This is a genomic window from Polyangium mundeleinium (assembly GCF_028369105.1).
GTDB classification, from domain to species: domain Bacteria; phylum Myxococcota_A; class Polyangia; order Polyangiales; family Polyangiaceae; genus Polyangium; species Polyangium mundeleinium.
In genome coordinates, this window is sequence record NZ_JAQNDO010000001.1 from 7,123,476 (window position 1) to 7,148,697 (window position 25,222).

Annotated in this window: 18 protein-coding genes; 4 read left to right on the forward strand and 14 right to left on the reverse strand. The window is 70.1% G+C overall.

Features of this window, described 5'->3' with window-relative positions:
• The first annotated feature begins 70 nt into the window (after positions 1-70).
• The gene (locus POL67_RS28190; protein WP_271922543.1) at positions 71-859 is read left to right on the forward strand and encodes an exodeoxyribonuclease III; all 789 of its coding nucleotides are present in this window, start codon (positions 71-73) and stop codon (positions 857-859) included.
• Here the strand turns inward: POL67_RS28190 and POL67_RS28195 are convergent.
• Genes POL67_RS28195 through POL67_RS28235 form a run of 9 tightly spaced genes read right to left on the reverse strand, consistent with a single transcriptional unit; the run spans position 856 to position 12,254 of the window.
• Positions 856-1,893 carry a hypothetical protein gene (locus POL67_RS28195; RefSeq protein WP_271922544.1) on the reverse strand — a complete coding sequence of 346 codons (1,038 nt, stop codon included), beginning with the start codon at positions 1,891-1,893 and terminating at the stop codon, positions 856-858. The genes POL67_RS28190 and POL67_RS28195 overlap by 4 nt on opposite strands.
• Positions 1,894-1,946: 53 nt before the next feature.
• Entirely contained in the window at positions 1,947-3,296 is a 1,350-nt protein-coding gene (locus POL67_RS28200) for a serine/threonine-protein kinase (RefSeq protein WP_271922546.1), read from the reverse strand.
• An 18-nt stretch (positions 3,297-3,314) separates the two neighbouring features.
• The gene (locus POL67_RS28205) at positions 3,315-4,781 is read right to left on the reverse strand and encodes a chemotaxis protein CheB (RefSeq protein WP_271922548.1); all 1,467 of its coding nucleotides are present in this window, start codon (positions 4,779-4,781) and stop codon (positions 3,315-3,317) included.
• The gene (locus tag POL67_RS28210) at positions 4,781-7,504 is read right to left on the reverse strand and encodes a response regulator (RefSeq protein WP_271922550.1); all 2,724 of its coding nucleotides are present in this window, start codon (positions 7,502-7,504) and stop codon (positions 4,781-4,783) included. Before POL67_RS28210 ends, POL67_RS28205 begins: the two co-directional genes overlap by 1 nt.
• Positions 7,504-8,109 carry a chemotaxis protein CheW gene (locus tag POL67_RS28215; RefSeq protein ID WP_271922551.1) on the reverse strand — a complete coding sequence of 202 codons (606 nt, stop codon included), beginning with the start codon at positions 8,107-8,109 and terminating at the stop codon, positions 7,504-7,506. The genes POL67_RS28210 and POL67_RS28215 overlap by 1 nt, the downstream gene beginning before the upstream one ends.
• A complete protein-coding gene (locus POL67_RS28220; RefSeq protein WP_271922553.1) occupies positions 8,106-9,509 on the reverse strand; it encodes a CheR family methyltransferase in 1,404 nt (467 codons plus the stop codon). Before POL67_RS28220 ends, POL67_RS28215 begins: the two co-directional genes overlap by 4 nt.
• Positions 9,496-9,906 (reverse strand): chemotaxis protein CheW, encoded by a 411-nt coding sequence (locus tag POL67_RS28225; RefSeq protein ID WP_271922555.1) that lies wholly within the window; start codon positions 9,904-9,906, stop codon positions 9,496-9,498. The genes POL67_RS28220 and POL67_RS28225 overlap by 14 nt, the downstream gene beginning before the upstream one ends.
• A 14-nt stretch (positions 9,907-9,920) precedes the next feature.
• Complete coding sequence (locus POL67_RS28230) at positions 9,921-11,006, reverse strand: methyl-accepting chemotaxis protein (RefSeq protein ID WP_271922557.1); 1,086 nt, start codon at positions 11,004-11,006, stop codon at positions 9,921-9,923.
• A gap of 60 nt (positions 11,007-11,066) precedes the next feature.
• Positions 11,067-12,254, reverse strand: coding sequence for an FIST signal transduction protein (locus tag POL67_RS28235; protein ID WP_271922559.1), 1,188 nt, complete (start codon positions 12,252-12,254; stop codon positions 11,067-11,069).
• Between the two features lie 336 nt (positions 12,255-12,590).
• Here POL67_RS28235 and POL67_RS28240 point away from each other — a divergent pair, with 336 nt between their 5' ends.
• Both POL67_RS28240 and POL67_RS28245 read left to right on the forward strand, forming a co-directional pair.
• Entirely contained in the window at positions 12,591-14,303 is a 1,713-nt protein-coding gene (locus tag POL67_RS28240; protein WP_271922561.1) for a serine/threonine-protein kinase, read from the forward strand.
• Complete coding sequence (locus POL67_RS28245; protein ID WP_271922563.1) at positions 14,303-15,373, forward strand: PEGA domain-containing protein; 1,071 nt, start codon at positions 14,303-14,305, stop codon at positions 15,371-15,373. The genes POL67_RS28240 and POL67_RS28245 overlap by 1 nt, the downstream gene beginning before the upstream one ends.
• A 137-nt stretch (positions 15,374-15,510) precedes the next feature.
• On the opposite strand, the gene POL67_RS28250 is transcribed toward POL67_RS28245, so the two are convergent.
• The 3 genes from POL67_RS28250 to POL67_RS28260 all read right to left on the reverse strand — a co-directional run bounded on the left by POL67_RS28250 (position 15,511) and on the right by POL67_RS28260 (position 21,384).
• Positions 15,511-17,247 (reverse strand): ABC transporter substrate-binding protein, encoded by a 1,737-nt coding sequence (locus tag POL67_RS28250; RefSeq protein WP_271922565.1) that lies wholly within the window; start codon positions 17,245-17,247, stop codon positions 15,511-15,513.
• A gap of 116 nt (positions 17,248-17,363) precedes the next feature.
• A complete protein-coding gene (locus POL67_RS28255) occupies positions 17,364-19,904 on the reverse strand; it encodes a dynamin family protein (protein ID WP_271922567.1) in 2,541 nt (846 codons plus the stop codon).
• 31 nt (positions 19,905-19,935) lie between these two features.
• Positions 19,936-21,384 (reverse strand): hypothetical protein, encoded by a 1,449-nt coding sequence (locus POL67_RS28260; RefSeq protein ID WP_271922568.1) that lies wholly within the window; start codon positions 21,382-21,384, stop codon positions 19,936-19,938.
• 101 nt (positions 21,385-21,485) lie between these two features.
• On the opposite strand from POL67_RS28260, the gene POL67_RS28265 reads away from it, so the two are divergent.
• Complete coding sequence (locus POL67_RS28265) at positions 21,486-23,849, forward strand: PQQ-binding-like beta-propeller repeat protein (RefSeq protein ID WP_271922571.1); 2,364 nt, start codon at positions 21,486-21,488, stop codon at positions 23,847-23,849.
• Positions 23,850-24,042: 193 nt separating this feature from the next.
• Here the strand turns inward: POL67_RS28265 and POL67_RS28270 are convergent, their stop codons facing one another.
• Complete coding sequence (locus tag POL67_RS28270; RefSeq protein ID WP_271922573.1) at positions 24,043-24,504, reverse strand: septal ring lytic transglycosylase RlpA family protein; 462 nt, start codon at positions 24,502-24,504, stop codon at positions 24,043-24,045.
• 87 nt (positions 24,505-24,591) lie between these two features.
• Positions 24,592-25,110, reverse strand: coding sequence for a hypothetical protein (locus POL67_RS28275; protein WP_271922575.1), 519 nt, complete (start codon positions 25,108-25,110; stop codon positions 24,592-24,594).
• Between the last annotated feature and the right edge of the window lie 112 nt (positions 25,111-25,222).

Below are 25,222 nucleotides of genomic sequence, written 5' to 3' on the forward strand. Positions count from 1 at the left end.
GCTCCTCCCGGCGAGGGACCGGTTTTCCTTGACACGACCCGGCCAAACCCTAGAGAGCTGTCTTCGACGCATGAAGATCGTGAGCTGGAACGTAAACGGGCTGCGCTCGGTCCTCGGAAAAGGGTTCTGCACGTGGCTCGCGGAAGAGCGGGCTGACATCGTGGGCATCCAGGAGGTGCGCGCGCAGGAGGCGCAGCTCGGGCCGTGCCTGGAGTCGATCGGCGGCGCGTGGCTGCGCGCGTTCTCGTCGGCCGAGCGGCCGGGCTACAGCGGCGTGGGGCTGCTCTCGCGGCTGCCGGCGGATCGGATCACGACATCGATGAAGGACGCAGCGTTCGACGCCGAGGGGCGCGTGCAGATCGCGCGCTTCGGGAGGCTCACGCTGGCGAACGTGTACTTCCCGAACGGCAGCGGGCCAAACCGCGACAACAGCCGCATCCCGTTCAAGCTCGCGTTCTACCGGCGCCTCTTCGACGTGCTCGAGCCGAGGCGGCGCCGTGGTGATCCGATCCTCGTGATGGGCGATTTCAACACGGCCCACCGGGAGATCGATCTCGCGCGGCCGAAGGAAAACGTGAAGACGAGCGGTTTTACCTCGGAGGAGCGTGAGGAGCTCGATCGGTGGATCCGCGCCGGCTACGTGGACACGTTCCGCGCCTTCGAGCCGGGGCCCGGGCACTACTCGTGGTGGAGCCAGCGGTTCGGCGTGCGCGCGAAAAACGTCGGGTGGCGCATCGACTACGTGCTCGCGTCGGAAGGCGCGGTGAAGCACCTCAAGCGCGCGTTCCTCTCGCCTCACGTGACGGGCAGTGATCACTGCCCCGTGGGTGTCGAGGTGGAGGACGCGATCGTGGGCTAGCTGCGCGCGGCGAGCGAGAACCAACACGCCGCCGCGAAGGTGTATGGCGCTGCGCGCGGCGGCGTGCGCGTGCGGCGCGCGGCGTCCTCGACCCAAGGCGCGATCGAGGCCATTGGAGACGGGAGGCGAGGCAGGAGCGCTGGACCTGCGGAGAGCCAATCTTCGAGGTCACGTTCGTCCGCGAGCGTCGTGAGCGCGCCGTCCGCGAGGGCGCCGCTCGCATCCACGTGCACGCGCGCGAGCGTGAGCGATCCGTCGAGCGGACTCGCCACGGAGAGCACAGCCGTGCGCGCGCCGTCCTCGCCCCGCTCCGAGGCGAACGCGAGAGCGCGCACGCCCTCCACGCTCGCGCGTCCCGACGAACGAAAGACACGCGCGAGGACGTCGGCCCAGCGCGCGCGCGGCGCCTTGCTCGGCGCCTCGTGCCAGAGCGACTCGCACAGCCACACAGCCGCCGCGCCGCCCTCCTCGACGATGCGATCCACGGCGACGTCGCCGATGCCGAGATCGTCACGACGGATGAGGTCTTCGTACAGAAACGCCGCAGGGACCCGCGCGCGCTTGCGCAGGCGCTCGATCTGCTCGAAACGCGCGAGGCGGGATTCGAGCGGCTGGCGCGCGACCTTCTCCGAGATCTCGGGCAGGCGCGCGGGCGCCGTGGCGATGCCCGCGATCACCACGAGGAGCTGCGCGTCGTTCATGGCGAGGAGCTCGGTCTGCGTGACCTGCCGCGCGAGCTCCTGCGCGCGGGTCGGATCAACCGATCGCACGAGCGCGAGCGCGACGGCGCGCCCCTCGATCGGCGCCCGCGCGTCGAGGAGCACGCGGGTGAGCGCGGGCAGATCCGACGTGGTGAGGCCGAGGAAGGCAAAGGCGCGCACGTAGATCGGGACCTCGCGCGGGAGCGCGCCGTGCGCGGCGAGGCGCGCGACGAGATCCCTGCGGAGCTCGTCCTTCGTGATCTCCGCGAGCCGCTCGTAGAGCTCCTCGTCGGAGCGAGGTCGCTGTCGAAACAGGTGCTCCGTATCGTTCATGACGCGCTCCCCTCCCCCCAGGAAATGACGAGCGGCCGAACGATCGGCCCGCGTCACGATTCGAGAATCTTCTGCAACGTAGCTTCGAGCTGGCGTGGATCGAAGCGCTTCGGCAGCACCGCTTGCACGCCGATCACGCGCGCCTCTGCTTCGAGCTCCGGCGTGATGTCGGCGGCGAGCAAGATGAACGGGACGTCGGCGAGGCGCGGGTTCTCGCGCATCGAATGGCAGAGCTCGAGCCCCGACATGCCCTGGAGCGTCCGTTGACAGACGATCGCATCGGGCACGGCGCCGCGCATCGCGGCACGCGCCTCGTCGCCCGTGGAGGCCTCGATGACAGTGTACCGCTGGCCGAGGCTCGCGCGGACGAGCGCGCGGAGCGTGCGCGACTCATCGACGACGATGACACGTGGTTTCGCCGGACGAACCGTGGCGCGATCCCGCGCCTCGTGGCGGTGGATCGGGAAGAGGCGCGCGATCGTCTCCATGAGCAGCTCGCTCGGCGGCGGCGAGGTATGCAGGCGGAGCTTGCCGATCGCGTCGACGATCTCGAGTCCACGCGAGGGGCGGTTGTCGGGGTCGCGATCGAGCAGCCGGTGGACGATCTCGTCGAACTCGGGCGGGACGGCGCGGTTCTGGCTCGACGCGGGTGGCAGGTCCTCGGTCGTGACGCGCTGGATGGTGTGCGCCTCGGTCTCGCCGGTGAACGCGCTCCTGCCCGTGAGCATCTCGAAGAGGACGACGCCGAACGAGAAGAGATCCGAGCGCGCGTCGAGGCGGCCGCGCAGGATGGTCTCGGGCGCCATGTAGGCGAATTTCCCCTTGAGCGTGCCTGCGCCGCCCTGCGTGGGCGAGAGTCGCTCGCGTGCGCGCGCGATGCCGAAGTCGGCGAGCTTCACGACGCCCTCGCGCGAGAGGAGGATGTTCGATGGGCTCACGTCGCGATGGACGATGAGCAAGGGACGGCCGTCCTCGCCGAGCTTGTGGTGCGCGTAGTCGAGGCCGCGCGCGGTCTCGACCGCGATGTGCGCGACCTCGGGGATGCTGAGGCGCTCGCCGCGCTTGCGGAGCTCGTAGAGCGTGGCGCCGAGGCTCGGGCCGTCGACGTACTCGAGGACGAGGTAGTACTGGCCGCCCTCCTCCGCGAACTCGACGACCTGCACGATGTTGCCGTGATGAAGGCGCGACGTGATGCGCGCCTCGTCGCGGAACATCGCGATGAACTCGTCGTTCGACGCGTACTGCGGGAGCACCCGCTTGACGACGACCTCTTTCATGAAGCCGTCGGTCCCCGTGAGGCGGCCGAGGAGCACCTCGGCCATGCCGCCATAGGCGAGCCTGCGGTTGATCTGATACTTCCCCAGCCGCTCCGGGAGCTCCGGCTCCTGCATCGGAGGAACCATATCAGCTCCTTCGCTCCATCAATGACGCGAGCGCGCCGGGGCACGGACGCGCTCGACGATTTCGGGGCCGAGTTCGTCGAGGGACAAAACGGCATCCGCGTATCCGCGAGAAATCGCGGCACCTGGCATACCGCTTACCACGCAGGAATCCGGCGACTGGACGAGCACACTTCCGCCGGCCGCTTTGATTGCGCGCAGGCCCTCGACGCCGTCGTTGCCCATGCCCGTGAGCATCACGCCGAGCGCGCCGTCGCCGAAATGCCGCGCAAGGGATTCGAAGAGCGGCGTGCCCGAAGGGCGATGGTTGCCGACGGGCGGGCCCTCGATGACGCCGATCGTGAGCGGCGATTGCGCGACGAGGTGCTTGCCTTCGGGCGCGAGCGCGATGACGCCGGCGCGCAAGGGCATGCCGTGCGTGGCGAGGCGAACGGGGAGCTGCGTGACCTCGGCGAGCCACTCGGCGAGGGCTTCGTCGAAGCCCGCGAGGACGTGCTGCACGATCAGGACCGGGACGGACGAGGTGGCCGCGGCCAGGCCCGGCAACATCGCGGCGATGGCCGCGGGGCCGCCCGTGGAGGCGCAGATGCCGACGACCGTGGCGCGGTTCTGCGCGCGATGGCTGCCGCCACGGCGTGATCGCACCGAGCGCGGCCCGTCGGCCCAGCGACGAACCACGGGGATCTCGGCGAGCATCTTGATCTTGTCGCGCAAAGCGACGGCCTGCGGCCCCATCGGATCACCCCAGCTCGGCCGCGCGATCACGTCGAGCGCACCGGCCTCGGTCGCGGCGAAGATCTGCGCGGCGGGGCGGCTGCCCTGCTGATCGGAGACGATGACGACGCGGGTCGGCGCGAGGGCCATGATGCGGCGGGTGGCGGCGACGCCATCGAGGCCCGGCATCATCGCGTCGAGCAGGATGATCTGCGGGTTCTCGCGCACGGCGAGATCCACCGCGCCCTGGCCGTCGCGCGCCATGCCGACGACGTCGATCTCGGGATCGGCCTTGAGGACACGCGCGAGCAGCGTGCGGCCGACCTCGGTGTCGTCAGCAATGACGACGCGGATCACGGGGCGCACCCTGCGGCTCGAAGGGACGACCGGCGCGGACGGGATCGTGAGCGCGAGGATCGTGGAGACACGCGCGGCGAGCTGCGATCCGTCGACGGGCTTCGGGAAGAAGGCGTCGATGTAACCCGTGGCCAGAAGATCGCGCTCGCGGAGCTCCTTGTTCGCGCTGATGAGGATGACCTTCGGCGCGAGCGTGCCTCCCCTCTCCTTCACGCGACGCGCGAGCTCGAGCCCGTTCATGTTGGGCATCGCGTAGTCGGTGATGACGAGATCGAAGGGCTGGCTCGACGTGCCCATGCGCGTGAGCGCGTCGTCGCCGTTGCTCGCGACCTCGAGATCGAGCGCGAGTCCGGCGAGGTGGGCGCGCACGATGTCGCGCATCACGACCGAGTCGTCGACGATGAGAACACGTGCCATCAGGCCCTCCCCACGAGCTCGTTCACGGTCTTCACAAACACCTCGTGATCGAACTCGCTCTTGACGATGTAGGCGTCGGCGCCGACGGCGAGGCCTGCGCGGCGATCCTCATCGGAGCCGAGCGACGTGACCAGGACGACCGGGAGCCGCCGAAGCCGCTCGTTTTGCCGAATGTTCGAGCAGAGCTCGAGGCCGGACATTTCGGGCATCGAAACGTCGCTCACGACGATGTCGAAGGTCTCGAGCTCGAGCGCCGAGAGCGCTTCGTTGCCGTCTGCGACCGCGACGACGTCGAAGCCGGCGACCTCGAGGACGGATCGCTCCAGCGCGCGGGTGGTGAATGAATCGTCGACCAAAAGGAGCCTCGGCTTGGGGCGGTTTTCGACCCTCGGCAGGAGCGCCCGGAAGCGGTCGGCGTCGCGTCCGGAGGCCGAGCGGAGGAGATCGATGGGATTTAACATCAACACGACACGGCCGTCCCCAAGGATGGTCGCACCTGCGATGTTCCGTACACGAACCAGCGGCGGTTCGAGGTTTTTTGCAAGGACCGTCTGATCACTGACGATCTCCCGGACCGCGAGCGCGCACCGGGTCTCGCCGATGCCGATGACCAGGACCGGGATGCGCTCGGGCGGCGGAGGAAGCTCGACCGGAAGGCCGAGGAGCGTGGCCAGCGGGACGAGCGCGATCGGACGGCCATCGACGACGATCGCATGCGTGCGCTCGACCTCCAGCACGTCCGTCGCGCTGATGCGCAAGATGCGCTGGATCGAGGAGATTGGCATCGCGAACTGCTCCTCGCCGACGCGCAGGAGCAGCGAGTGGACGACGTAGATCGTGAGCGGCAGGACGATGACGAAGGAGGTCCCCACGCCCTGGCGCGACTCGACGGTGACCGTGCCGTGGAGCCGCTCGATGTTGGTGCGGACCGCGTCGAGCCCGACGCCGCGGCCCGAGAGCTCGCCGACCTCGGAGCGCGTCGTGAGGCCGGGCGCGAAGAGCAGTTCGAGGACGCGGTGCTCGGGCATCTCCGCCGCTTCGAGCGCCGACGCGAGGCCCGACGCGATCGCCGCGCGGCGCACGCCGGCGATGTCCACGCCCGGGCCGTCGTCGCTCACCGTGATGGTGACGACGTCACCGCGATGCTCGGCGCGGATGCGGATCGTGCCGCGCGAGGGTTTGCTCGCAGCGGCGCGGGCGCCCGGGTGCTCGCAGCCGTGATCGATCGCGTTGCGAAGGAGGTGGTAGAGCGGATCGCGTAGCTCTTCGAGGACCTTCTTGTCGAGCTCGAGCTCGGCGCCCGTGATGACGAGGTCGACCATCTTGCCGGCCTCGCGCGCCATGTTGCGGACCGCGCGCGGCAAGGGCTCGAGCACGCTCGCGAGCGGGAAGGTCTGGATGCGGCGGATGTCCTCCTGGAGCTGGCCCGAGAGGATCGTCGACTGGAGCGCGTCGGCCTCGAACGCGCGCACGATCTCGCGCAGCCTGCGCACGAGGAGTCGCTCGTGTTCGAGGTCCTCGTTCTGCACCTCGACGAGCCGCTCGGACCAGCTTTCGAGCTTCGCCGGCGCCTCGTCGCGCACCATCGCGCGGATCGCGGTCTGCGCCTTGAGGCGCTCTTCCTCGGCGGAGAGGACGGCGCGGAGCTCGGCGAGGCGTTGATCGGTGCGCACGCGCGCGGCGAGGAGCTCGCCGACCTGCGCCATGAGCGCCGAGAGTTTTTTCATGGAGACGCGAAGCGTCTCTTCGGTGCTCGAACGTAGCGGCGCGGGAGCGTTCGGGATCTTCGGGAGCTGCCCCGTCGCATTTGGGCCCCGCTCGCTGCCTTGGGCCATCGAGCGGGCCGCGGCCACCGCAGCGCCGGCCGAGGTGCCGGGCGAGCCCGCGGACGTGCCGGGTGCGTTGCCGCCCGAGGTGCCAGGCGTGACGACAGGCGCAGGCGGCGGCGTGATGCCCCCCGGAATCCCGAGGTCCGCGCGCGCGACGTACCCCGTCGAAGGGCCGTACGGGCCGATCGCGGGCGAGCTGAACCCGACCGGCGGAGGAGGACCAAAGCCCGCGGGGATCGGCGCGCCGTCGTAGTGCGAGGACACGAGGGGCACGCTCGCGTGCGGATGCGGCGGCGGCTCGCTGTGCTTCGTCTTCGGCTCGGCGTAGCCCGCGCTCACGTTGGGCGCCGGCGCCGGGGCCTCGGCGGCCATCCGGTGCTGCCGCAAGATCGACTGGGGGCTTCGGGATCGCGTCGCGACCGTGATGCCGTCGGCCGGCCGCACGACGGGCGGCGGCGGCGGGGCCGGCAGCGGCAGGGCATGCGAGGGTTTTGATGCCAGGAGCACGGCTTCGAGGCCCTCGATCGCCTCCAGGATGACGAGATCCGGCTCGGGGTTCGGATCCACGCGCAGCGCGTGGTGCACGGTCGAGAGGCCCGCGTTCAGCGTGTCGAAGACCTCGGGCGCGCGCTCGTGGTCCATCGCGCGGAGCGAGGCGAGGACCGACTCGATCGCGTGCGCGAGGCGCGCCGTGTGCGCGAACCCGAGCGAGCTCGCGGCGCCTTTCATGTTGTGCGCTTGCCGGAACGCCTCGTCGATGAGCTGCTCACGCGCGCTGCCCTCGGCGCCGCGTTCGACGAGGAGGAGCGCCGTGCCGATGCGCTCGACCTGCTCGACGGCCTCGTTGCGAAGGGTCTCGCAGAGGGCCTCGAACGCCGCGTCGTCGAGGGCCATCAGCCGCGCTCCTCGACGCGCAAGGAGCGGTCGGACAGGAGCGATCCGAGATCGAGGACGACGGTGCGATCCTCGAGCACGCCCAGCGTGTGACGCTGGACCAGCGGGGGAAACGTGGGCATGGCCTTGGCGATCGTGCGGCGGTTGACCTCGATGATATTGTGGAGCGCGTCCGCCGCCACCGCGCAGACGACCTCCGCGTTCGACGCCATGACGAGGTGCTCGGCAGACGTTTCGGAGCGCGCGTCGGGCGTGAAGAGCAGCGGCAGATCAACGACGGCGACGATCCGACCACGGCGCGCCGCGACGCCGAGGAAATACTCGGGCACGCCGGGGACACGCGTGATCCGGCTCATCGGGCCGACCTCGTCGACGGACTCGAGCTGCACGGCGTAGCGCCGCCCGCTCCGCTCGAAGACGATGCAGCTGATCGAGTCAGGCGCGCGCTCGAGGCGCGTCGGCTCGCGCGCGATGCGGCGCGTCCGCTCGGCGAGGATACGCGGATGAACCTCACGCTCGCCGCTCTTGCCCTCGCGCAGCTTCTCCTCGAGCTCGGCGAGCGAGGTGCGCAGCTTCTCGTAGACGCTCTCTTCCCGGGCGCTCATTGGATCTCGGTGTCTCGAAACAGCCGGAGCAGCCGGCCCACGGTCATGCCGTCCCATCCCTCGATCGGCGCGTCGACGCCCTTGCCCCGCGCGACCGTGAGGGCGCGCAGGCGTGCGGCGTGGCGTTCGACGAGATCCGGGCGGCCGAGGCGGAGGCCCGCCACGGCCGCGCCCGCATGCGCGAGCATCATCGAGGGATCGAGGTACACGCAGCGGCGGAAGGCGTCGAGCGCTGCTTCGAAGCCGCCGAGCTCGACCAGGAGAAGCCCCTCGAGCAGGTGCGCCCGCGGCTCCTCGGGCTCCTCTTCGAGCAGCGCTTCGAGCTCGGCGAGGGCGGCTTCGAGGTTCCCCGCATCGGCGTGGGCGAAGGCGCTCGCGAGCGAGGGCGCCGCACCCGAGGCCAAAGGCGCGGGCGCAGGCTCGGGCACCACGGGCGGAGGTGTCGCGGCGACGACCGGAGGCGCGGCCACGCCCTCCGTACGCAGTGCCGGCAAGGGCGCGGGCGGGATCGAGAGAAGCGCGTACCGGCGGCCGCGCGGCGAGGAGGGCGGCACGCTCACGGGCCCGAAGCGCTCGTGCACCACGACCTCGCCGACGTGCACCGATCGGCATCCGGGCACGTCCCCGGCGTGGTCCACGGGGCCGAACATCAAGACGCCGCCCGGCGCGAGCGCGGCCGCGAGCGAGGCGATCACCTCAAGCCGCGCATCCGGCTCCAGGTAATAAAGGACGTTCTGGCAGAGGATGAGATCAAAGCCCCTCGGAAACACGTTCACGAGCGGACCTTCCGTGAGCCCGAAACGACGAAACCGCACGAGGCGACGCACGTCCTCGGCGAGGTGCCAGAAGTCGCCCTCGGTGCGGAAATACTGGCGGCGCACCACCTCGGGCACGTCGCGCAGTGACCACTCCGAGTACCGCGCGGATTCGGCCTTCTGCAAGGAGCGCGGGTTCAGGTCGACGCCCGTGACCTCGACGCGCAGCCCCTCGTTCATGGCGGCCTCGCCAAGCACGATCGCGAGCGAATAGGCCTCTTCGCCGGTGGAGCAGCCGGCGGAGAGCGCGGTGATCACGCGCTCCTTGCGCCGCTTGCGCACGAGCGAAGGGACGAGCTCGCTGCGCAGCGCCTCGAACTGCGGAGGGCCGCGAAAGAAGTGGGTCTCGCCGACCGTGAGCTCCGCGATGAAGGGCTCGAGCTCGGCCGTGTCGTGCGAGAGGATCACGTGCTCGAGGTAGGCGTCCGTGGTCACGCCACGCTCGGCGGCGCGACGCTCGGCCACGCGCTCGATGATCTCGAGGTTGCGGGGGCGCATCTGCAGCCGCGTCCGCGCGCGGACCAGCTCGCCGAGGCGCCGCACGACACCCGGATCCGGGGCACGCCGGGCCTCAGCTCGAGCCATGGTAGGCGTCCTCCGGACCGAGCACGAGCACGAGGTCGTCCTCGATACGCACGACACCCGGCGAACGTACGCCGGCGATATCCCCCGGCTTTTCGATCGCGTCCTCCTGCACGGTCACCACGTCCCGGACCTCATCGACCGCAAGCCCGAGCAGCTTTCCGTTCGCGGCCCGGACGATGACGAGGTGCTGGTAGAACGGCAGCGGCTTCGTCTGCGAGAGCCGTCCGCGCAGATCGATCACCGGCACGACGCGGCCGCGCAGATTGATCACGCCGAGCACCTCGGAGGGCGCGTCGGGCACGTGATCGAGCTGCACACGCGGGATGATCTCGACCACGTGCTCGCACGGGATCGCGCAAGGGCGGCCGCCCATCCGCGTGAGGACGAGGTTCGTCACCCCGCCGTCCAAGCTCAAGCCTCCGTGCCGTGGTCGTGGGCCCGGATCGGCTCCGTCAATCGGGCCAGCCGATCGAGCGCGATTTCGGCCTGCTCCACGCTGATCTTCGTCTCCTGCGTGGCCATGTTGATCTGCTTCATGCCCTGGGCGATCTGCTCGAGCCCGAGGCTCTGCTGCCGCATCGCGCCCGTGATCTGCCGGGCCGCGCGCGTCGTCTGGTTGATGACGTAGACGAGCTGCCCGAGTCGCTCGCCGATGCGGCGCACCTTGGAGCTGCCCTCGGTCGCGGCCTTCGAGCCCTCCTCGGTGACCATCGCGGCGCTGTGGCTCGCCTTCTGGATCTCGCCGAGGATCGAGCGCACCTGCTGCGTCGCTTGCTTCGACTGCTCGGCGAGCGTGCGGATCTCGAGGGCGACGACGGCGAAGCCGCGTCCGTGCTCGCCGGCCTTCGCTGCCTCGATCGAGGCGTTCAGGGCGAGCAGCTTGCTCTGCTCGGCGATCTCGTTGACGCTGCTGATGATCTCGCCGATCTGCTGCGTGCGCTCGGTCAGATCAAGGATCTTGGCCGCGATCAGCTCGACCTGCTGGCGCAGCCGGTCGATGCCCTCGATCGCGGCGACGACGTCGCGCTGGCCGTCCTGCGAGATCTGCTCCGATTGCTCGGCGATCTGGATGATCCCTTCGGCCTTCTCGACGTTCTGGATCCCGACCTCGTTGAGCTCCTCGATGGTCGTCGTGATGTCGTTGACCATCCCGGCCTGCTGGCTGCCGCTCGCGGCCTGCTGACGCGTGCTCGCGAGGAGCTCGGCGAGCGTGCCCGCGACCTGCTGGCCGAGCGTGCGCATGCGCGTCGCGGCCGCGACCCCGCGGCCCGCCTTCCGGTTCGAATCGACGAGCGTGGAGAGCGCCGCGTGGAGGCGGGCCGCGCGCGGCTCGTCCGCCGGCGGAGCCGCGAGCTCGCGCCCGTCGTCGCCGCGCGCGATGGCCTCGACGTCGGTGACGATGCGATCGAGGTAGACGTCGATCTTGCGCCGTGTAACCGCGCGGCGGGCCGCGGGATCGCGCTCTTTCTGCTCGTTCGAATCCGTCTTGTCAGCCACTTGCTCTCCGCTTCTCAGCTTCGGCTCGGTCGCCCCGTTTTTCAACCCGGATCGTCTGCTTCAGTCGGGCAGGATCGCGACGACCGAGGTCGAATTGTGCCAGCCAGACTGCTGCCCGGGCGTGAGCGCGATCTCGCCGTACGTCTCCCAGCCGATCAGCGGTACGTCCTGACCAACGACCGAGCGGAACGCGGCGACCTGACGCTTGTATTGCTCGCCGAGGAAGATCCGACGGCAAATGCAGTCGAACACCAGGACCGCGCCCGGCCGGCCCCCCGCGAGGTTCGCGAGCGCGCTGCGCGCCGCGTGCTCCGCCGCGGACACGAGCTTCTCCTCGCTGCCCGTCATGATGGTCACGCTCGCGCCCACGGGCACCTCGGAGGCCATGACGATCGCGCGCTCCTCGGTCGCCTTGAGCGGCGCCCGGATCTTGTACTCCCCGCTCGACGTCAGCATGCCGAGCTCGTGCGTGATCATGAACGCGTCGCGGTTCGCCTCCGTGATCGGCTCGCCGATCCCCGCCGCGAACCGCTCGTAGGCGTCGAGCGCCGGGCGTCCGTCGATCTCGTGGATCACGTTGTCCGCGGCGCGCGTCACGATCATGCTCGGACACGCGGGCGAGAGGCCGTGACGCACGCCGATGCCGATCGGCGTCTTCGAGAACGCGTACACCACGACGATCGCGTCCGTGTAGTGCCGCTCGTCGAGGAAGACATCCGTCCGCGCGAACTTCGCGTCGTCCGCCGCGGCGCCGCCGACGACCTGCGCGAGCATGCTCGCGCTCGCGTGCACCGACTCCACGATGTCCTCGCCTTGCCCGGCGAGCCCGTCGCTCAGCACGATACACGTCGCGTGCGTGAAGCCCGCGGCGCGCGCGGCGCGGTGCTCCGCGGCGAACGATTTGAGCGCCTCGGTCGTCGCGCTCTGGCGCATGGCCTTGAGGCCGCGGCCGAAGCCCACGCGGAAGCGGATCACGTCGCTCTTGATCGCCATCACGGCGACCGAGCCGTGCCCCACGTGGGCGTGCGTGAACTCGCCCGCGGTCGAGCAGCCGACGAGGGGCACGGGGCCGATGATCTTGCGGATCGCGGGCAGGAGCTTGCCGTAGTCGTGGTTCGTCGACGCGAAGACGAAGACGATGTCCGCTTCCCCGCCGCCGAGCGTTCGCAGCGCCTCTTGCGCGGCCGCCGTCCCCGCGTCGGTCGAGGACGATTCGTTCGAGAAACCGACACCGGCCTTGGTCGTCATGCGCGCCTCCCGTCGATGCGACGAGAGCCACGGTGCCCGACCTCGGGCCCCTCCGTCAACCGCCCCCCGGACAGCCGCGCCGTGCGAGCCACGCCGCGGGAGGACCTCCCTTTCGGTCCTTCGCAGGGCTCGATGTACCCTGCGACACCAGCTCACGCGCGAGCCTGGATCCACGCTTTCGGTGCGAACCGGGAGCCCGTTTTTTTTGCGCACCAAAAACTCGCATCGATTGCGATCCAGGGGCACTCTTCGGTAGCATGGTTTGCAGTGGGGGTGCGTACTGGAGCACGCGCACCACTGATCTGATCCGGCTCTCCAGCGAGGTGAATGTCGACCATGGAGGGGTCCAGCGTCACGAAGGGGCCCGAGGCCAATACCCTCGGCAAATACAGGCTCATCGCCGAGCTTGGCCATGGCGGCATGGCCGAGGTGTATCTGGCCGTCGTGCAGGGACCTGCAGGGTTCAACAAGCTCTGCGTGATCAAGCAGATCCGCCCGCAGCTCGCGACGGATCCCGAGTTCCTCGGCATGTTCCTCGATGAGGCGCGGCTCGCCGCTCGCCTCTCGCACCCGAACGTCGTGCAGACGAACGAGGTCGGTCAGGAGGGCGATCGGTACTTCATCGCGATGGAGTACCTCGAAGGGCAGCCGCTGAACCGCATCCTGCACCGGATCGGCCGCGACGGCGGGCTCACGCTCGCGATGCACCTGCGCATCATCGTCGACATGCTCTCGGGCCTGCACCACGCGCACGAGCTCACGGATTTCGACGGCACGCCGCTCAACGTCGTGCATCGCGACGTCACGCCGCACAACGTGTTCGTCACGTACGACGGTCAGGTGAAGGTCGTCGACTTCGGCATCGCGAAGGCGATGAACTCGTCGGCCGAGACGCGCCTCGGCGTGGTGAAGGGCAAAGTCGCGTACATGGCGCCCGAGCAAGCGCGCGGCGAGCGCGTCGACAGGCGCGCGGACATCTTCTCCGCGGGCGTGATGTTGTGGGAGGCCGCGACGGGCCGGCGCCTCTGGAAGGGCATCCCGGATCTGACGGTCCTGCACCGCCTCATCAACGGCGACATCCCCTCGCCTCGCTCGGTGGATCCCGACGTCCCCGAAGGCCTCGAGAAGATCGTGATGAAGGCGCTCGCGCTGCGCCGCGAGGATCGCTATGCGACCTCGACGGACCTCGCGACCGCGCTCGAAGAGCTCCTGGATCAAATGGGCGACAAGTCCTCGCTGCGCGAGGTCGGCAAGCTCGTCGCGAAGCACTTCGAAGAGAACCGCTCGAAGATCAAGCAGATCGTCGAGACGCAGCTCAAGGCCGCGAAGTCGTTGGCGACGACGGAGTTCCAGTCGATCGGCCTGCCGCACCTCGACGGCACCTCGGCGTCGGGCCCGATGTCCGTCGATCGGACGGGCGCGCGCGAAGCGATGTCGAGCCAGGATCTCTCGTCGCCCGGCACGCGCCGCACGAATGGCGTCTCGTCGCCGACCTCGCTCACGGCTTCGACCGCCGCCGCGACGGGCACGGGCTCGCAGGCGGTCGCGGCGCCGAAGCGTGGACTGCTCGGCGCTGTCGCGCTCATCGCGGTCGCCGCGGCCGGCGTGGGCATCTTCGTCATGACGCGCCAGCCGCCGCCCGCGCCGCCGACGCAAGCGACGGCCGCGCCCGTCGTGGGCGACATCGAGGTGACGATCACGGTCACGCCGCCGAACGCGAAGATCTTCCTCGACGGCAAGGAGCTCGCGACGAACCCCTACATCGGCAAGTTCCCCCGCGAGGACAAGACGCATATCATCAAGGCGGAGGCCGCAGGTTTCACCACGCGCAGCCGCGACGTGACCTTCGACAAGGACCGCACGATCGAGATGGTCCTCGAACAGCAGGCCGCGGCGCCTTTGGCAACGCCGCAGCCCACGGACACCTCGAAGGAAAAGACCAAGGTCATCTTCGTCCCGCAGCCGACCACGACCGCCGAGGATCCGATGAAGACCGGCGGCACCAAGAAGACGAACCGCACCGTCGACCCGAACAACCCGTATCAGTGATGAAGACATCCCGACGTATCGCCCTCGCGGTCGCCCTCTCGCTCCCCGTCGTCCCCCTCGTCGTCTCGGCTCAGCAGCCCGCGGGCGGGGCCCCGGCCGCAGCCCCCGCGCAGCAAGCCGAACCCACGAAAGAAGCCAAGGAAGAAGCGTCGCGGCGCTTCAAGCGTGGCATCGAGCTCTTCGGCGAAGGCGACTACCGCGCCGCGCTCATCGAGTTCCGGCGCGCGTACGAACTCGCCCCGAATTACAACGTCCTCTACAACATCGGGAACGTCTACTTTCAGCTCCAGGACTACGCGAACGCGCTCGTCTCGTTCGAGAAGTACCTGGCCGAGGGCGGCGCCACCATCGACCCGAAGCGCCGCGCCGACGTGGACAAGGACATCGAGAAGCTGCGCACCCGCGTCGCGCGCGTGGAGATCGTGACGAGCGTCCCGGACGCGGACGTGACGATCGACGACGTGCTCGTCGGCAAGTCGCCCTTCACGAAGCCGCTGCTCGTGAACCCGGGCCGCCATCGCATCGTGGCGACGAAAGAAGGCCGCACGAGCGCGTCGAAGACCATCGAGGTGGCGAGCTTCGACTCGGAGAAGGTGACGCTCGATCTGGCCGAGATCGCGCCGAAGCCGCTCGAGACGGGGACCGTGCCGACGACGCTGCCGACGGCGCCCACGACGACGGCGTCGGCGACGAGCACTGCGCCCGTGACCCCGCCTCCCCCGCCCCCGAAGACGATCCCGTGGGCCGGATGGGGCGTGACGGGCGCGCTCGCCGTCGGCGCGATCGCCACGGGCGCGCTCGCGCTCTCGAAGAACGGTGAGCTCGCGGATCTGCGCAACCCCGACTCGGGCGCGACAAAGAAGCAGCTCGACGACGCTTCGAGCTCCACCGCGACCCTCGCGCTCGTCAGCGACATCTTCACGGGCGCCGCGGTCGTGGCGGGCGCCGTGACGCTCTACTTCACGGTGCGTGATCCCGCGCCTGCGAAGGAGCAGCCCAAAACGGGGCTGATCAAGCGCGTCGACGTCGGGGTTTCGCCGACGGGCTTCACGCTGAAGGGCAGCTTCTAACTCCCTCCCCGCCCGTGAACGAAGGCCGCGGCGCCGAAGGGCACCGCGGCCTTTTTCGTGTCCGCACATTTGCGCGTACATTCGAAACGAAGACGCCGCCCCGAAGGACGGCGTTTCGTTCCTTTCCGCGCGCCGCTTTACTTGCAGGCGTCGGTGAACGTGCCCTGGAGCATCTGCGATTCCGCGTCGTAGTACAGGCCGGAGAGCTGCTCCTTGGTCTTGCCGGTTCCATCGTCGGACAGGCAGAACACCTGGACGTTCGCTGCGGGATCATTCGTCACGGGGTCGAAGTCGAGCGGGCCGAAGGCGCCGTTGTAATCGATCGACTTGTATTCGCCCGACATGAGCTTCTTCATCGTATCGCTGAGCTTGCCCGGGCCGGAGTTGATCTCGGCGACCATGGCAGGATCCGCGTTCGACATCTTTGTCATCCCCTCGGCGAGTTTCCGGCCCGTGATGACGCCGTCGGCGATGGTCGACGCGCTGTAGAACAGCAGGTAGGCGGCGTCGTACGCGCTCGCGGCGCCGAGGATCGAGGGATCGCCATTCTCGGTCCCGAACGTCGTCCCGTACAGGTTCACGAAGAGCTGGTAGTTCTGGTCAGTGTTCCGCGGACCGGGCACGACGCCCGTGGTGCGCTTGCGCCAGTCGGCCTTTGCCGCTGCATCCGCCCCGACGTCGATGGCACCCGCGAGCGCGCCGGTGTTGTAGTTCGAGTCGGAGAAGACGTACCGCGGCTTGTACCCGAGCGCGCTGTTCCACCCGATCTCGATGGGGCCGTACAGCGACGACACGGCCTCGCCCGTTCCGAACATCAGGACGATGTGCGAGCCGTGGTTCTTCACCGCTTCGATCGTCTCGGGGTACTTGGTCGTGCCTTCGGGATCGCCGTAGTCGACGAGGAGGAAGTTCTGGCCGTTCTCGAGCGCGGTCTTGCCGTTGAAGGTCAGCGTCGTCTCGAGGGCGGATCGGAGGCCCCGGCCGTAGGCGTCGCCCTTGTGGACGAGCGCGAGCTTGATCGGCTCGTCGGTGAGCCCAAGCTCCTCGCGGATCCGCACCTCGAGCTTCGGCACGTACTGCAGGATCGCGTTCGCCTGGAAGATGTCCGAAGGGACCGTGCGCCAGAGGAGCCCGGCCGTCGCGCCGGGGGGCTTGTCGGAGAGATCCGTCAACGCGATGCCCGTGGCGGACGCGCTGATGAGCAGCACGCCTGCATCGACCGTCGCCTGGTTGGCCGTCTCGATTGCGACGCCGCTGAACGCGCCGCCGATGATGGCCTGGACGCCGAGGTTATTGATGAGGTGCCTGGCCGCGTTGACGCTCGTGGTGGCCTCGCCCGCGTCGGTGCAGCCGATCATCACGACGGGGCGCGGGGACCCTCCCCCGACCGACGGCAGGCCGCCCACGTTCCCCTTCATGTCCCGGACCGCGAGCCGGATGCTGTTCTCCATCGACACGCCGATCTCGCCGTCGAAGCCCGTCGCCGTGGTCGGATGGATCGAGCCGATCAGGAAGGCGTTTTCGACCGTCGGATCCCCCTCGATGACCTGACACTCGGGGGACTTCAGCGGCTTGCACACGCCGGACGCCGCGCCGGGCGCCTTGCGGCAGAACTGCTCCGCGCCGGCCGCGCTGCATTCGCTCGTCTTCGCGCAGAGAACGTCGCCGCCGCCGACGCAGACCCCTTCCTCGCACTTCATGCCGTTCGGGCAATCCGTGTTCACGTCGCACTGCTTCGTGCTCGTGTCGACGACGACGGAGCAGGAGGGCGTGATCGCGACGATACCGAGCGCGAGCGCGAGCGCGCCGAGGAGGCCCCGCCGATATGAATTTCGCTTCTGCACGTCACCGCTCCCGCCAAAGGACAAATCCATGATCTTGCCTCGATCCTGCAACATTCTTCGAGTGAGATGATACCCGCGTGAAGGCGCGCGGGGAGCACGAAATGCGCGGCCCGTGGGCCTCGGATCGTTTTTCCGGGCCGGGCCGCTCACGTCTTTGCGGAGAGCGCGCGCTCCATCATCGCCGCGCGTTGCTCGATGAGCGCGAACGGCGCCGCGGGCGGGCCCACCTCCGTCGCAGCCACGAGCGCCGCTGCGAAGGCCACGATCGCGGCTTCGATCACACGCCCGAGCGGCCGATCGGCGCGCTCCGCAAGCCCCTCCAGCGCCGCCACCGCACCCATGAGCGCAGCGCGCACGGAGGCCGCAGCCGCGGGCGGCGCTGCGACGCCGGCATGCTGCGCGATCTCGTGCACCAAGGGGTCCGTGAGCCTGGAAACGAAGCGCTCTTCGACATATGCCTCGAGTCCCGGATCGGTGCGTTTTCGCTCGTCCGTGAGATCGCCGAGCGGGCGTAGATCCGCCGCGAGCATGCGCCGCGCGGGCTCGAGGGCCTTCTCGATCGAGGCCACAAGGTTGCGTCGATCGTGCCGAAGCTTGGCCGCGGACGCGAGGAGCACCTCGTGCGTCGCGCGCGCCTCCTCGATCTTCGCGCGATCCTCCGCGGCGCGCGCCGACGCGACGGACGCGAGCTCGCGCGCGATGCGCAGCGCCCTGCGGCGGAGGGCTCGCTCGCGCAGCTCTGCCGATCGATCGACGATCCGCTCGGCGAAGAGCGCCTCGACGCCCGCCCACCCCGAAGCTTCGAGCGCGTCCGCGTCGCCGAGCTTGCCCTTCAAGGACAGCCGCGCCGAGAACGCGAGCGGCGGCGCGTAGGAGCCGATCCCCGTCTCCTGGAGGCTCGTCTGCACATGCACGAGCACACGCGCGAGCTCGTCGGGCGAGAGGCGATCGGCCTTGTTGACGAGGATCTGCACGGGCACGCCGAGGCCTTTGATCTCGGAGAGCACGCGCCGCTCACTCTCCTTCATCGGTCCGCTCGCGTCGAGGAGCCACACGGCGACGTGCGCTTCGTCGAAGGCCTGCCGCGCTGCGGCGATGTGATCGGGATCGGGCGCGTTGAAGCCCGGCGTGTCGAGGATCTCCACGCGCTTGAGCCGCTCGATCGGCGCGTAGATGAAGACCCTCTCGACCCGCTCGCCGCTCGCGGCGAGGCTCTTCAAGGCGGCCTTCAAACCAACGTGCGGCACGACGCGATCAGGCGCCCCGCGCACCACGATGCGCGCGAACGGATCCGGCGCCCACGCGACCCAGTGCATCGTCGCGGTCGTCGGCAAGACGCCCGTCGGCGCGACGTCCTCGCCGAGCAGCGCGTTCAGGAACGTGCTCTTGCCAGCGTTGAACTCGCCCACCACCGCGACGCGCAGCGGGCGCTCGCGCTCGACGGCGATCGCCTCGACGCCCGTGACGACGTCGAGCCGTTCGAGCGCACGCGCGGAGCGGCCAAGCTCGTCGAGCAGATCGGGCCACGAGGCGATGCCCTCATCGGGGACCCAGCTCCGGATGATCCCGCTCGCGATCTCGGCCGACCACGCGGCAGCTTCGCCCGAGACACGTTCGAGCTTGGCGAGCGCCGCGCGATGACGTCCCTCGGCCGCGAGCACGGCGCCCTCGCGCAGCGTGCGCAGGTCCTCGGGCAGGCGGCCCGGATCCCGCGCGGCGAGCGTGTGCAGGGCGTCGAGATCCCGCGTCTCGGTGGCGAGCCGGAGCAGCGCCGCAGCGGCGCCCGCGTGCCCGGCAGTCAGGCCCCGCGAGAGCGCGGCCCGCGCGTCGGCGCGGCGGCCCTCGGCGAACGCAAACGCCGCGGCCCACGCAGGCTCCTCGATGAGGCCAGCGGCCGTCACCACGCGGCGCGCGCGATCGACGAGCAAGGCATCGCGGCAGCCTGCGATGAGCGCGGAGAGCAGCTCCGCGGAGCCCGGCGCGTCGAGGATGCAGGCGCGCAGGCCGAGGTCGAGCGCGGGTGACCACTGTCCCTGCGCAAACGCGAGCCGCGCGCGGACGAGCGCGCCGCGACCGTCGAGCCGCTCGGGATCCACGACGGGCGCGTACCGCGCAGTCGCAGCCATGTCGCCAAGCGCGAGCGCGCACTCCGCGCGCCGCAACGCGACCTCGCGATCGGGCGCCGCAGGCAGCTCGGTCCCGGTCGTCGCGGCGACCGCGAGCGACGTGCCAATGCGATCGAGCCAGCGGCCGGCCCGCGCCGGATCTCCGGCCCATAGGTCACGGTCACAAAGGTCGAGGAGCGCGAGCCGCGCGGCGTCACGCACCTCGGGCGCATCGGCGGCGCGCTCGAGTGCCTCGGCCGCGCGCACGTCACCCATGCGCGCCCGTGCCTGACCGAGCCGCAGCCACACGTCGGCGCGCCAGGGGACGAGCGTGGCGAGCTCGGCGAGCGCTTCGGCCGCCTCGTGATCGAGGCCCGCATCCTCGGCAGCATCCGCCCACAACGCGAGCCCGAGCGGTGAGCCGGGCACGCTCGCGAGGATGGTCCGTGCGAGATCCCGCGCTTCGAGCGGGCGACCCCGCGCGAGCGCGAGCTCTGCGGCGCGGCGCTCGTTTTCGAGGCCACGCGCCAGGATTTCGACCCGTCCGAAGAAGTTCGACAGGCTTTCGACGAGCCGCGCCATGGCTGCATCAAAGGCCGGCCGCGGCTTCGGATCAAGGGGCTTCGCCCGTGACGTCCCTCGCCGCGTCGGCCCGTCGCCGCAGCACCAGGTACGGCAAGCCGGGCACGCGGCTCTCCGCGCTCACCACGAAGCTTGCGGCCATGTCCGGAAAACGCGCGATCCGCGCCTCGACGCCGCGATCGAAGATCGAAGCCGTCCACGGCGTCTCGACACGCGCGCCCGGCGCAAGCAGGAGGACGAGCGTGTCCACGCCGCGGGCGTCGAGCATCGCCGGCGCGATCCGCTTCGTCGTGTGCCCGCCCGGCAAGGCACCGATCGCCGGATCCGTCAGGCCCGCGAGATCGACGATGCTCGCCTCGGTCGCCGCGCCGACCCAGCCTGCGTCGAGCGAAGCCACGACGCGGGCGCCTTCGAGCGCAGGACCGAGCTCGCGCACGAGCGCGGCCCGAGCCGCGCCGACACGCGCAGCCACGGGGCCGATCTTGATCATGACGAAGAGCTCGCCCGCGAGCGCAAGCGCGACACGCGCCACCGTCACGCGCGCGTCCGCGACGGAGCCGAGGTGCGCAGCCGCGAGGATCACCGCGGGGAGCACGGGGACGACGAGGCGCGAGAGCGGCATCCAGTCGCCGCCCGCGACCGCGACCGCAGCGAAGTGAACGGCGACTGCGAGCACGAGGCCACGCACGAACGCCGTCGATCGAAGGAGCGCACGCGGCGCGACGAGCGCGAGCGGACCCGTGAGCAGGAAACACGCGAGCGCGTACTTCGCCCCGAGCCATGGATCCGAGGGCTTGGCGAGCACCGCGAGCGGCGTCGGACGACCGAACACGGCGAGGCGGATCGCGACGACGAGGAAAAAGGGCGCCGCGGCGAGGGCCGCACGAACCACCTCCGCGCGTCCGAGGCGCATCGACTCCCCCGGCGGCGGCGTGATCGCGACGACGAGCCCGAACGGCAAGAGCTCCGGCCGAAGCGCCGCCGCGAGCCCGAGCGGAACCACGCCTGCTTTCGGACGCCCGAGCGCAACGAGGCACACCGCGATCGACACGAGCGCGGTTGCGAAGCCCGTTTCGAGCCCCGCAACGCTCCACGCCGCGAGCGGCGCCGATGCAGGCAACATCACGAGCGCGGACCAGCGAGCGCGCGACGAAGACGCACGATCGATCGTGACCGCGAGCATCGCCGCCGCCGCTGTCCATACGAGCAGCCCGAGGACCTTTGCCGTCGCGAGCGCGTCGAGTGGTCCCCCCGCGGCGAAGGGCGCGAGCAGGTACGGAAATCCGAGCGGCGTGACAGCGTCTGTGATGGGACCGTGGACGTTCCAGCGGTAGCCGAGGCCACGCGCGATGTGGGTCGCGTAGCGCGCAGGGATGAGCGCGTCGTCGACGGTGAAGCCGAACAAGTAGAGCGCCGGCGCGAGCGCGAGGGCCGCGCCGAGCGCGGAAATTCCGAGGGCGCGCGGCCAAAAAACCGGCACGGACGGGCTCCTAGCGACACTCCATCGGTTTGTCCACTCCGCGACGATCGATGCACAAAACTTAGGAAGCGACAGAAGCCTCTTTAGCATTCGGCCCACGGATGACCGGCCTTACTCTCGTTGCCCGACGCCCCGAGATCCAGCCTGCCTCGACCTCCTCGGTCGACGGCCCGGCGCTGCGCGCGCTCTTCGACCTCGTGCTCGATCGCGCCCCCGACGCCACCGTCCTTCCCGAGCGCGACGCGACTGCGCTCGTGATCGACCTCGCTTACACGGTCGCGGACCTCTGCGCTTTCCGGAGGCGTCGCGTCGCCATCCGCGTGAGCCTCGGCGGCGAGCCCTGGGAGCTCGGCCTCGAACGCGCCGGGCGAGACGTGCTCGTCTCGCTCGCGCAGACGAGCTCGAAGCCCGAGGTGGCGATCCACGAGCGACGCGTCGACGGCGACGCGCTCTCCACGCGGATCCTCGGCGCCCTCGACGCGCTCGCGCGCCCTTCGGAGCAAAGCGCCATCGCCTCGCTCGCGTCCCTCGACGGCGGCGAAGCTCCGAGGTCCCAGCTCTACGGAGAAGCCGCGCGTGTCGCAGCCGCACGTGAGCACCTCGCCGCAAGCTCACCCTTCGGCGCAGGCGAGGACCTCGCCGAGCCCGCCGTCGTCGCGGTCGAGCCCACGGGCGACGTGCCGATCACGATCGCGGCCGACATTCTCATGCGCACGCCCGCACCCTCGGCAGCGGCGGAGACGGCCGTGCAGCGCGCCGATCTCTTCGCGCTCCTCTTCCGAGGCAAGCTGCGCGTCATCGTGGGCGAGCACGCGCGCGAGTTGCCCGACGTGTTCGTCTTCCTCTTCGCGGAGCAGCTCGTGGAGATCACGCTCGAAGCGCTCTCCGCGTGGGCGCTCGGCCGGCCCTACTACCGTCGCCTCACCATCGGCGGCGCCGTCTGCGCCGTGCGCATCCAAGGCGAAGGCCACGCCTCGCTCACGATCGGCATGCCGCGCCGCGGTACCGACGAGCGGGGCCACGTGTGGACGTTCCCGGCCGTCGACGTGGGCGCGCTCGTGCAGAGCGTCGTCGCCTTCGGTCGCGCCCTCGCGCGAAGCGTCGTGCGCCGCAACCGCGCACAAGCGCAGAACCTCCGTCTCTCCGCGTTCCGCACGAAGGTGCGCGAGCTCGGCGAGCGGATGCGCGACCTCACGCGCGACGACTCGAAGATCAACGACGCGCCCGAGGGTTACCGCGCCTTCGCCGCGTCCCTCCGTCAGCCGCCGCAGCCGCAACAAGAGGACGAGACGCTCGCGTCGAGCCGTCTGCGCTACACGCCGCGCTGGTTCGCCGCGATCCCCTCGATCGACCTGCGCGCCACGTTCCTCTGCGGCGACGCACTCGTCGTCGGCGCCACGCGCGAGCTCTCCTGCATCGATCGTCGCACCGGCGAGCTCGCATGGACGCGGCCCGTGCCGCGCGCCGCGAGCGTGATGACGCCGCTCGGCCTCGCGCGCATGGAGGCGGAAGGCGCGCTCCACCTGCATGACCTGCAGACGGGCGACGTCCTCTGGACCACGAGCCTCACGCCACGCGCCGGCGCGAGCACCTCGGGCGTCGTCGTGAGCACACCGGGCCTGCCGCGCATGCTCGTCGTGAGCGAAGGCGCGCGCCACCTCGCCGCGATCGATCTCCACGGCGGCGAAGTGCGGTGGCGCTACGCGTCGCGGAGGAGCGGCATGTTCCGGCTGCGGCGCGCAGGCAAGCTGCTCGTCGTCGCCTCGGGCGAGTCCGCGCTCGTCGCGCTCGACGTGCTCACAGGCGAGGTCGTCTGGCGGTTCTGCGATCGTCGTCGCTTCGCCTCGCACGTGACCGTCGATCACGACGCGCTCTTCGCCGTGAGCGGCGACGGCGCCTTCGTCGATCGCGGCAGCGCCCGTCTGCACCACATCGACCCCTGGTCCGGCGCCGCGCGCTGGAGTATCGATCTGCCCGCAGACACGCGCCCGCTCGGCGCGCCGCTGCTCGCACCCGACACCGTCGTCATCCAGACGCACGGGCGCCGCGGCACAGGCCTCGTCGGCTTCGATCGCGCCACAGGCGCCCCGCGCTTCGACATCGTCGCCTGCGCCTCGGCCGCCTCGTGCCTCGTCGTGGACGGCACCGTCATCCTCAACAGCGAGGGCGGCGAGCTCGTCGCCATCGACGCAAAGGACGGCGCGACGCGGTACCGTCACGTCTTCGGCGGCGCCGAAGGCGACAGGCCGCGCAGGCTCGAACCGATGCTCCGCTCAGGCGCACTCTTCGTCCCGCAGAGCGAGCTCTTCGTCGTTCGCCCCCAGGATGGAAAGCTCCTCGGCCGCGTCCCCGCCGACCTCGTGCCCGACCTCTTCCGCGTGGACGAGCGTTGCGACGTCTACGTCGTCGAAGAGAGCGGTCACATCGCTGCGTTCTCCACCGGCCCGCGTCTTCGGCTCGTGTGAGAGGGGGCTTTCGGGGCAGCGTAGCGCCGGGGTTTCACCCCGGGCCCCGTCTGTTCAACGATGGGGCGTAGCTCGGCACGCCGAGCTGCGCCCCAAACCCCGGGGCTGTCCGCCCCTGGACCCGGACCAGGGCAAGCCCTGGACCTCGGGTGCATCGACCGCGATGCGGTCGATGCAAGGGTCGAGCGCTGTGTCAGCGACGCTTCTTCTTCGCTGATTTCTTCGGCGGCATCGACACGACGCGCAGCACCACGTCGGCGACGCCCATCCGCACGATGCCCAGCGCCTCGGCTGCGCGCCGTGACAGATCGATGATCCGCCCTCGCACGTGGGGACCTCGATCGTTGATGCGCACCTCGATCGAACGCCCCTCGCGCTCGACCCGCACGATCGTGCCGAACGGCAGCGTCTTGTGCGCCGCCGTCATCTCGGTCGGCTCGTACGGCTCTCCGCTCGCGGTCGGCCGTCCCTTGAGCTTGTCCGAGTAATAACTCGCCCCGCCGCGCTCGACCTCCCCCGCACCAGCCGCGCCCGGAGACGTCGCCTCCGGCGTGACCGCGCCTCGCCCCGTCGCTTCTGCGCCGCCGCCGCAACCCGTGGACAGGCCGAGGACCGTCGCGAGAACGAGCACCGAAAAGAGACGTCGAACCAGCATGTTCGGGAGGCGCGCCGAAAGCGCGGCCCTACGTCCCGTCTATCCCGACATGCTGGGGGCTCCAAGCAAATTGGACGGCGGTGACGCCTACGTGGTGGCCGTCGCCGGCGGGTGCTCACGTTGGCCAGGAGCCTGCGCTCCCGCCTCTTCCACGGCCGCGGCGACGACGCTCGGCGTCAGGAGCTGCTTCACGCCGGCCTTCGATCGCACGAACCGCGCGAGCTCGACGAAGGGCACGCGCGTCGGGCAGATCTCTTCTTTCTCCGCGAGCACCTCCATCGGCACGTGCGCGAGAGAACGCGCCGCGGCGTCGTAGTCCGGCATGCTGCGCGACGACGAGAGCACGATCGTCATGAGCCCGGGGTACTCCCCACCCGAGGCCGCGATGCGATCCGCCTCGCCCACATCACAACGCCCACATGCGATGCACCGCGAAAAACTCGCGATGCGCTCGCGTTCTGCGGCATCGAGCGCTGGCAGACCGTCGGCGTCGTAGTTCTCGTGGAACAGAGGAAGGCCCGTCTTCCGCCCGAACAGCCTCCCAACGAGGACCTTGAGCAGCGACCAGGCAAGCACCACGAGAGCGAGCGCGCGACCGGAGAGCACGTTCTCCCTATAGCAACGCGCGCGCCTCGGGGCAGGCGTGGTTTCGAGAACGACACGAACGAGCTGCCCGGGCCTTTGGATCCAAGCATCGCCCGAGACGTGGTAAGACCCC

Excerpts from the sequence above, each read along its gene's own strand:
- POL67_RS28255 (WP_271922567.1), bottom strand. The coding sequence starts at position 19,904 with ATGGCGCGGCTCGTCGAAAGCCTGTCGAACTTCTTCGGACGGGTCGAA.
- POL67_RS28200 (WP_271922546.1), bottom strand. The coding sequence starts at position 3,296 with ATGGTTCCTCCGATGCAGGAGCCGGAGCTCCCGGAGCGGCTGGGGAAG.
- POL67_RS28220 (WP_271922553.1), bottom strand. The coding sequence starts at position 9,509 with ATGGCTCGAGCTGAGGCCCGGCGTGCCCCGGATCCGGGTGTCGTGCGG.
- POL67_RS28250 (WP_271922565.1), bottom strand. The coding sequence starts at position 17,247 with ATGGATTTGTCCTTTGGCGGGAGCGGTGACGTGCAGAAGCGAAATTCA.
- POL67_RS28215 (WP_271922551.1), bottom strand. The coding sequence starts at position 8,109 with ATGAGCGCCCGGGAAGAGAGCGTCTACGAGAAGCTGCGCACCTCGCTC.
- POL67_RS28205 (WP_271922548.1), bottom strand. The coding sequence starts at position 4,781 with ATGGCACGTGTTCTCATCGTCGACGACTCGGTCGTGATGCGCGACATC.
- POL67_RS28235 (WP_271922559.1), bottom strand. The coding sequence starts at position 12,254 with ATGACGACCAAGGCCGGTGTCGGTTTCTCGAACGAATCGTCCTCGACC.
- POL67_RS28190 (WP_271922543.1), top strand. The coding sequence starts at position 71 with ATGAAGATCGTGAGCTGGAACGTAAACGGGCTGCGCTCGGTCCTCGGA.
- POL67_RS28240 (WP_271922561.1), top strand. The coding sequence starts at position 12,591 with ATGGAGGGGTCCAGCGTCACGAAGGGGCCCGAGGCCAATACCCTCGGC.
- POL67_RS28210 (WP_271922550.1), bottom strand. The coding sequence starts at position 7,504 with ATGGCCCTCGACGACGCGGCGTTCGAGGCCCTCTGCGAGACCCTTCGC.
- POL67_RS28265 (WP_271922571.1), top strand. The coding sequence starts at position 21,486 with ATGACCGGCCTTACTCTCGTTGCCCGACGCCCCGAGATCCAGCCTGCC.
- POL67_RS28245 (WP_271922563.1), top strand. The coding sequence starts at position 14,303 with ATGAAGACATCCCGACGTATCGCCCTCGCGGTCGCCCTCTCGCTCCCC.
- POL67_RS28270 (WP_271922573.1), bottom strand. The coding sequence starts at position 24,504 with ATGCTGGTTCGACGTCTCTTTTCGGTGCTCGTTCTCGCGACGGTCCTC.
- POL67_RS28195 (WP_271922544.1), bottom strand. The coding sequence starts at position 1,893 with ATGAACGATACGGAGCACCTGTTTCGACAGCGACCTCGCTCCGACGAG.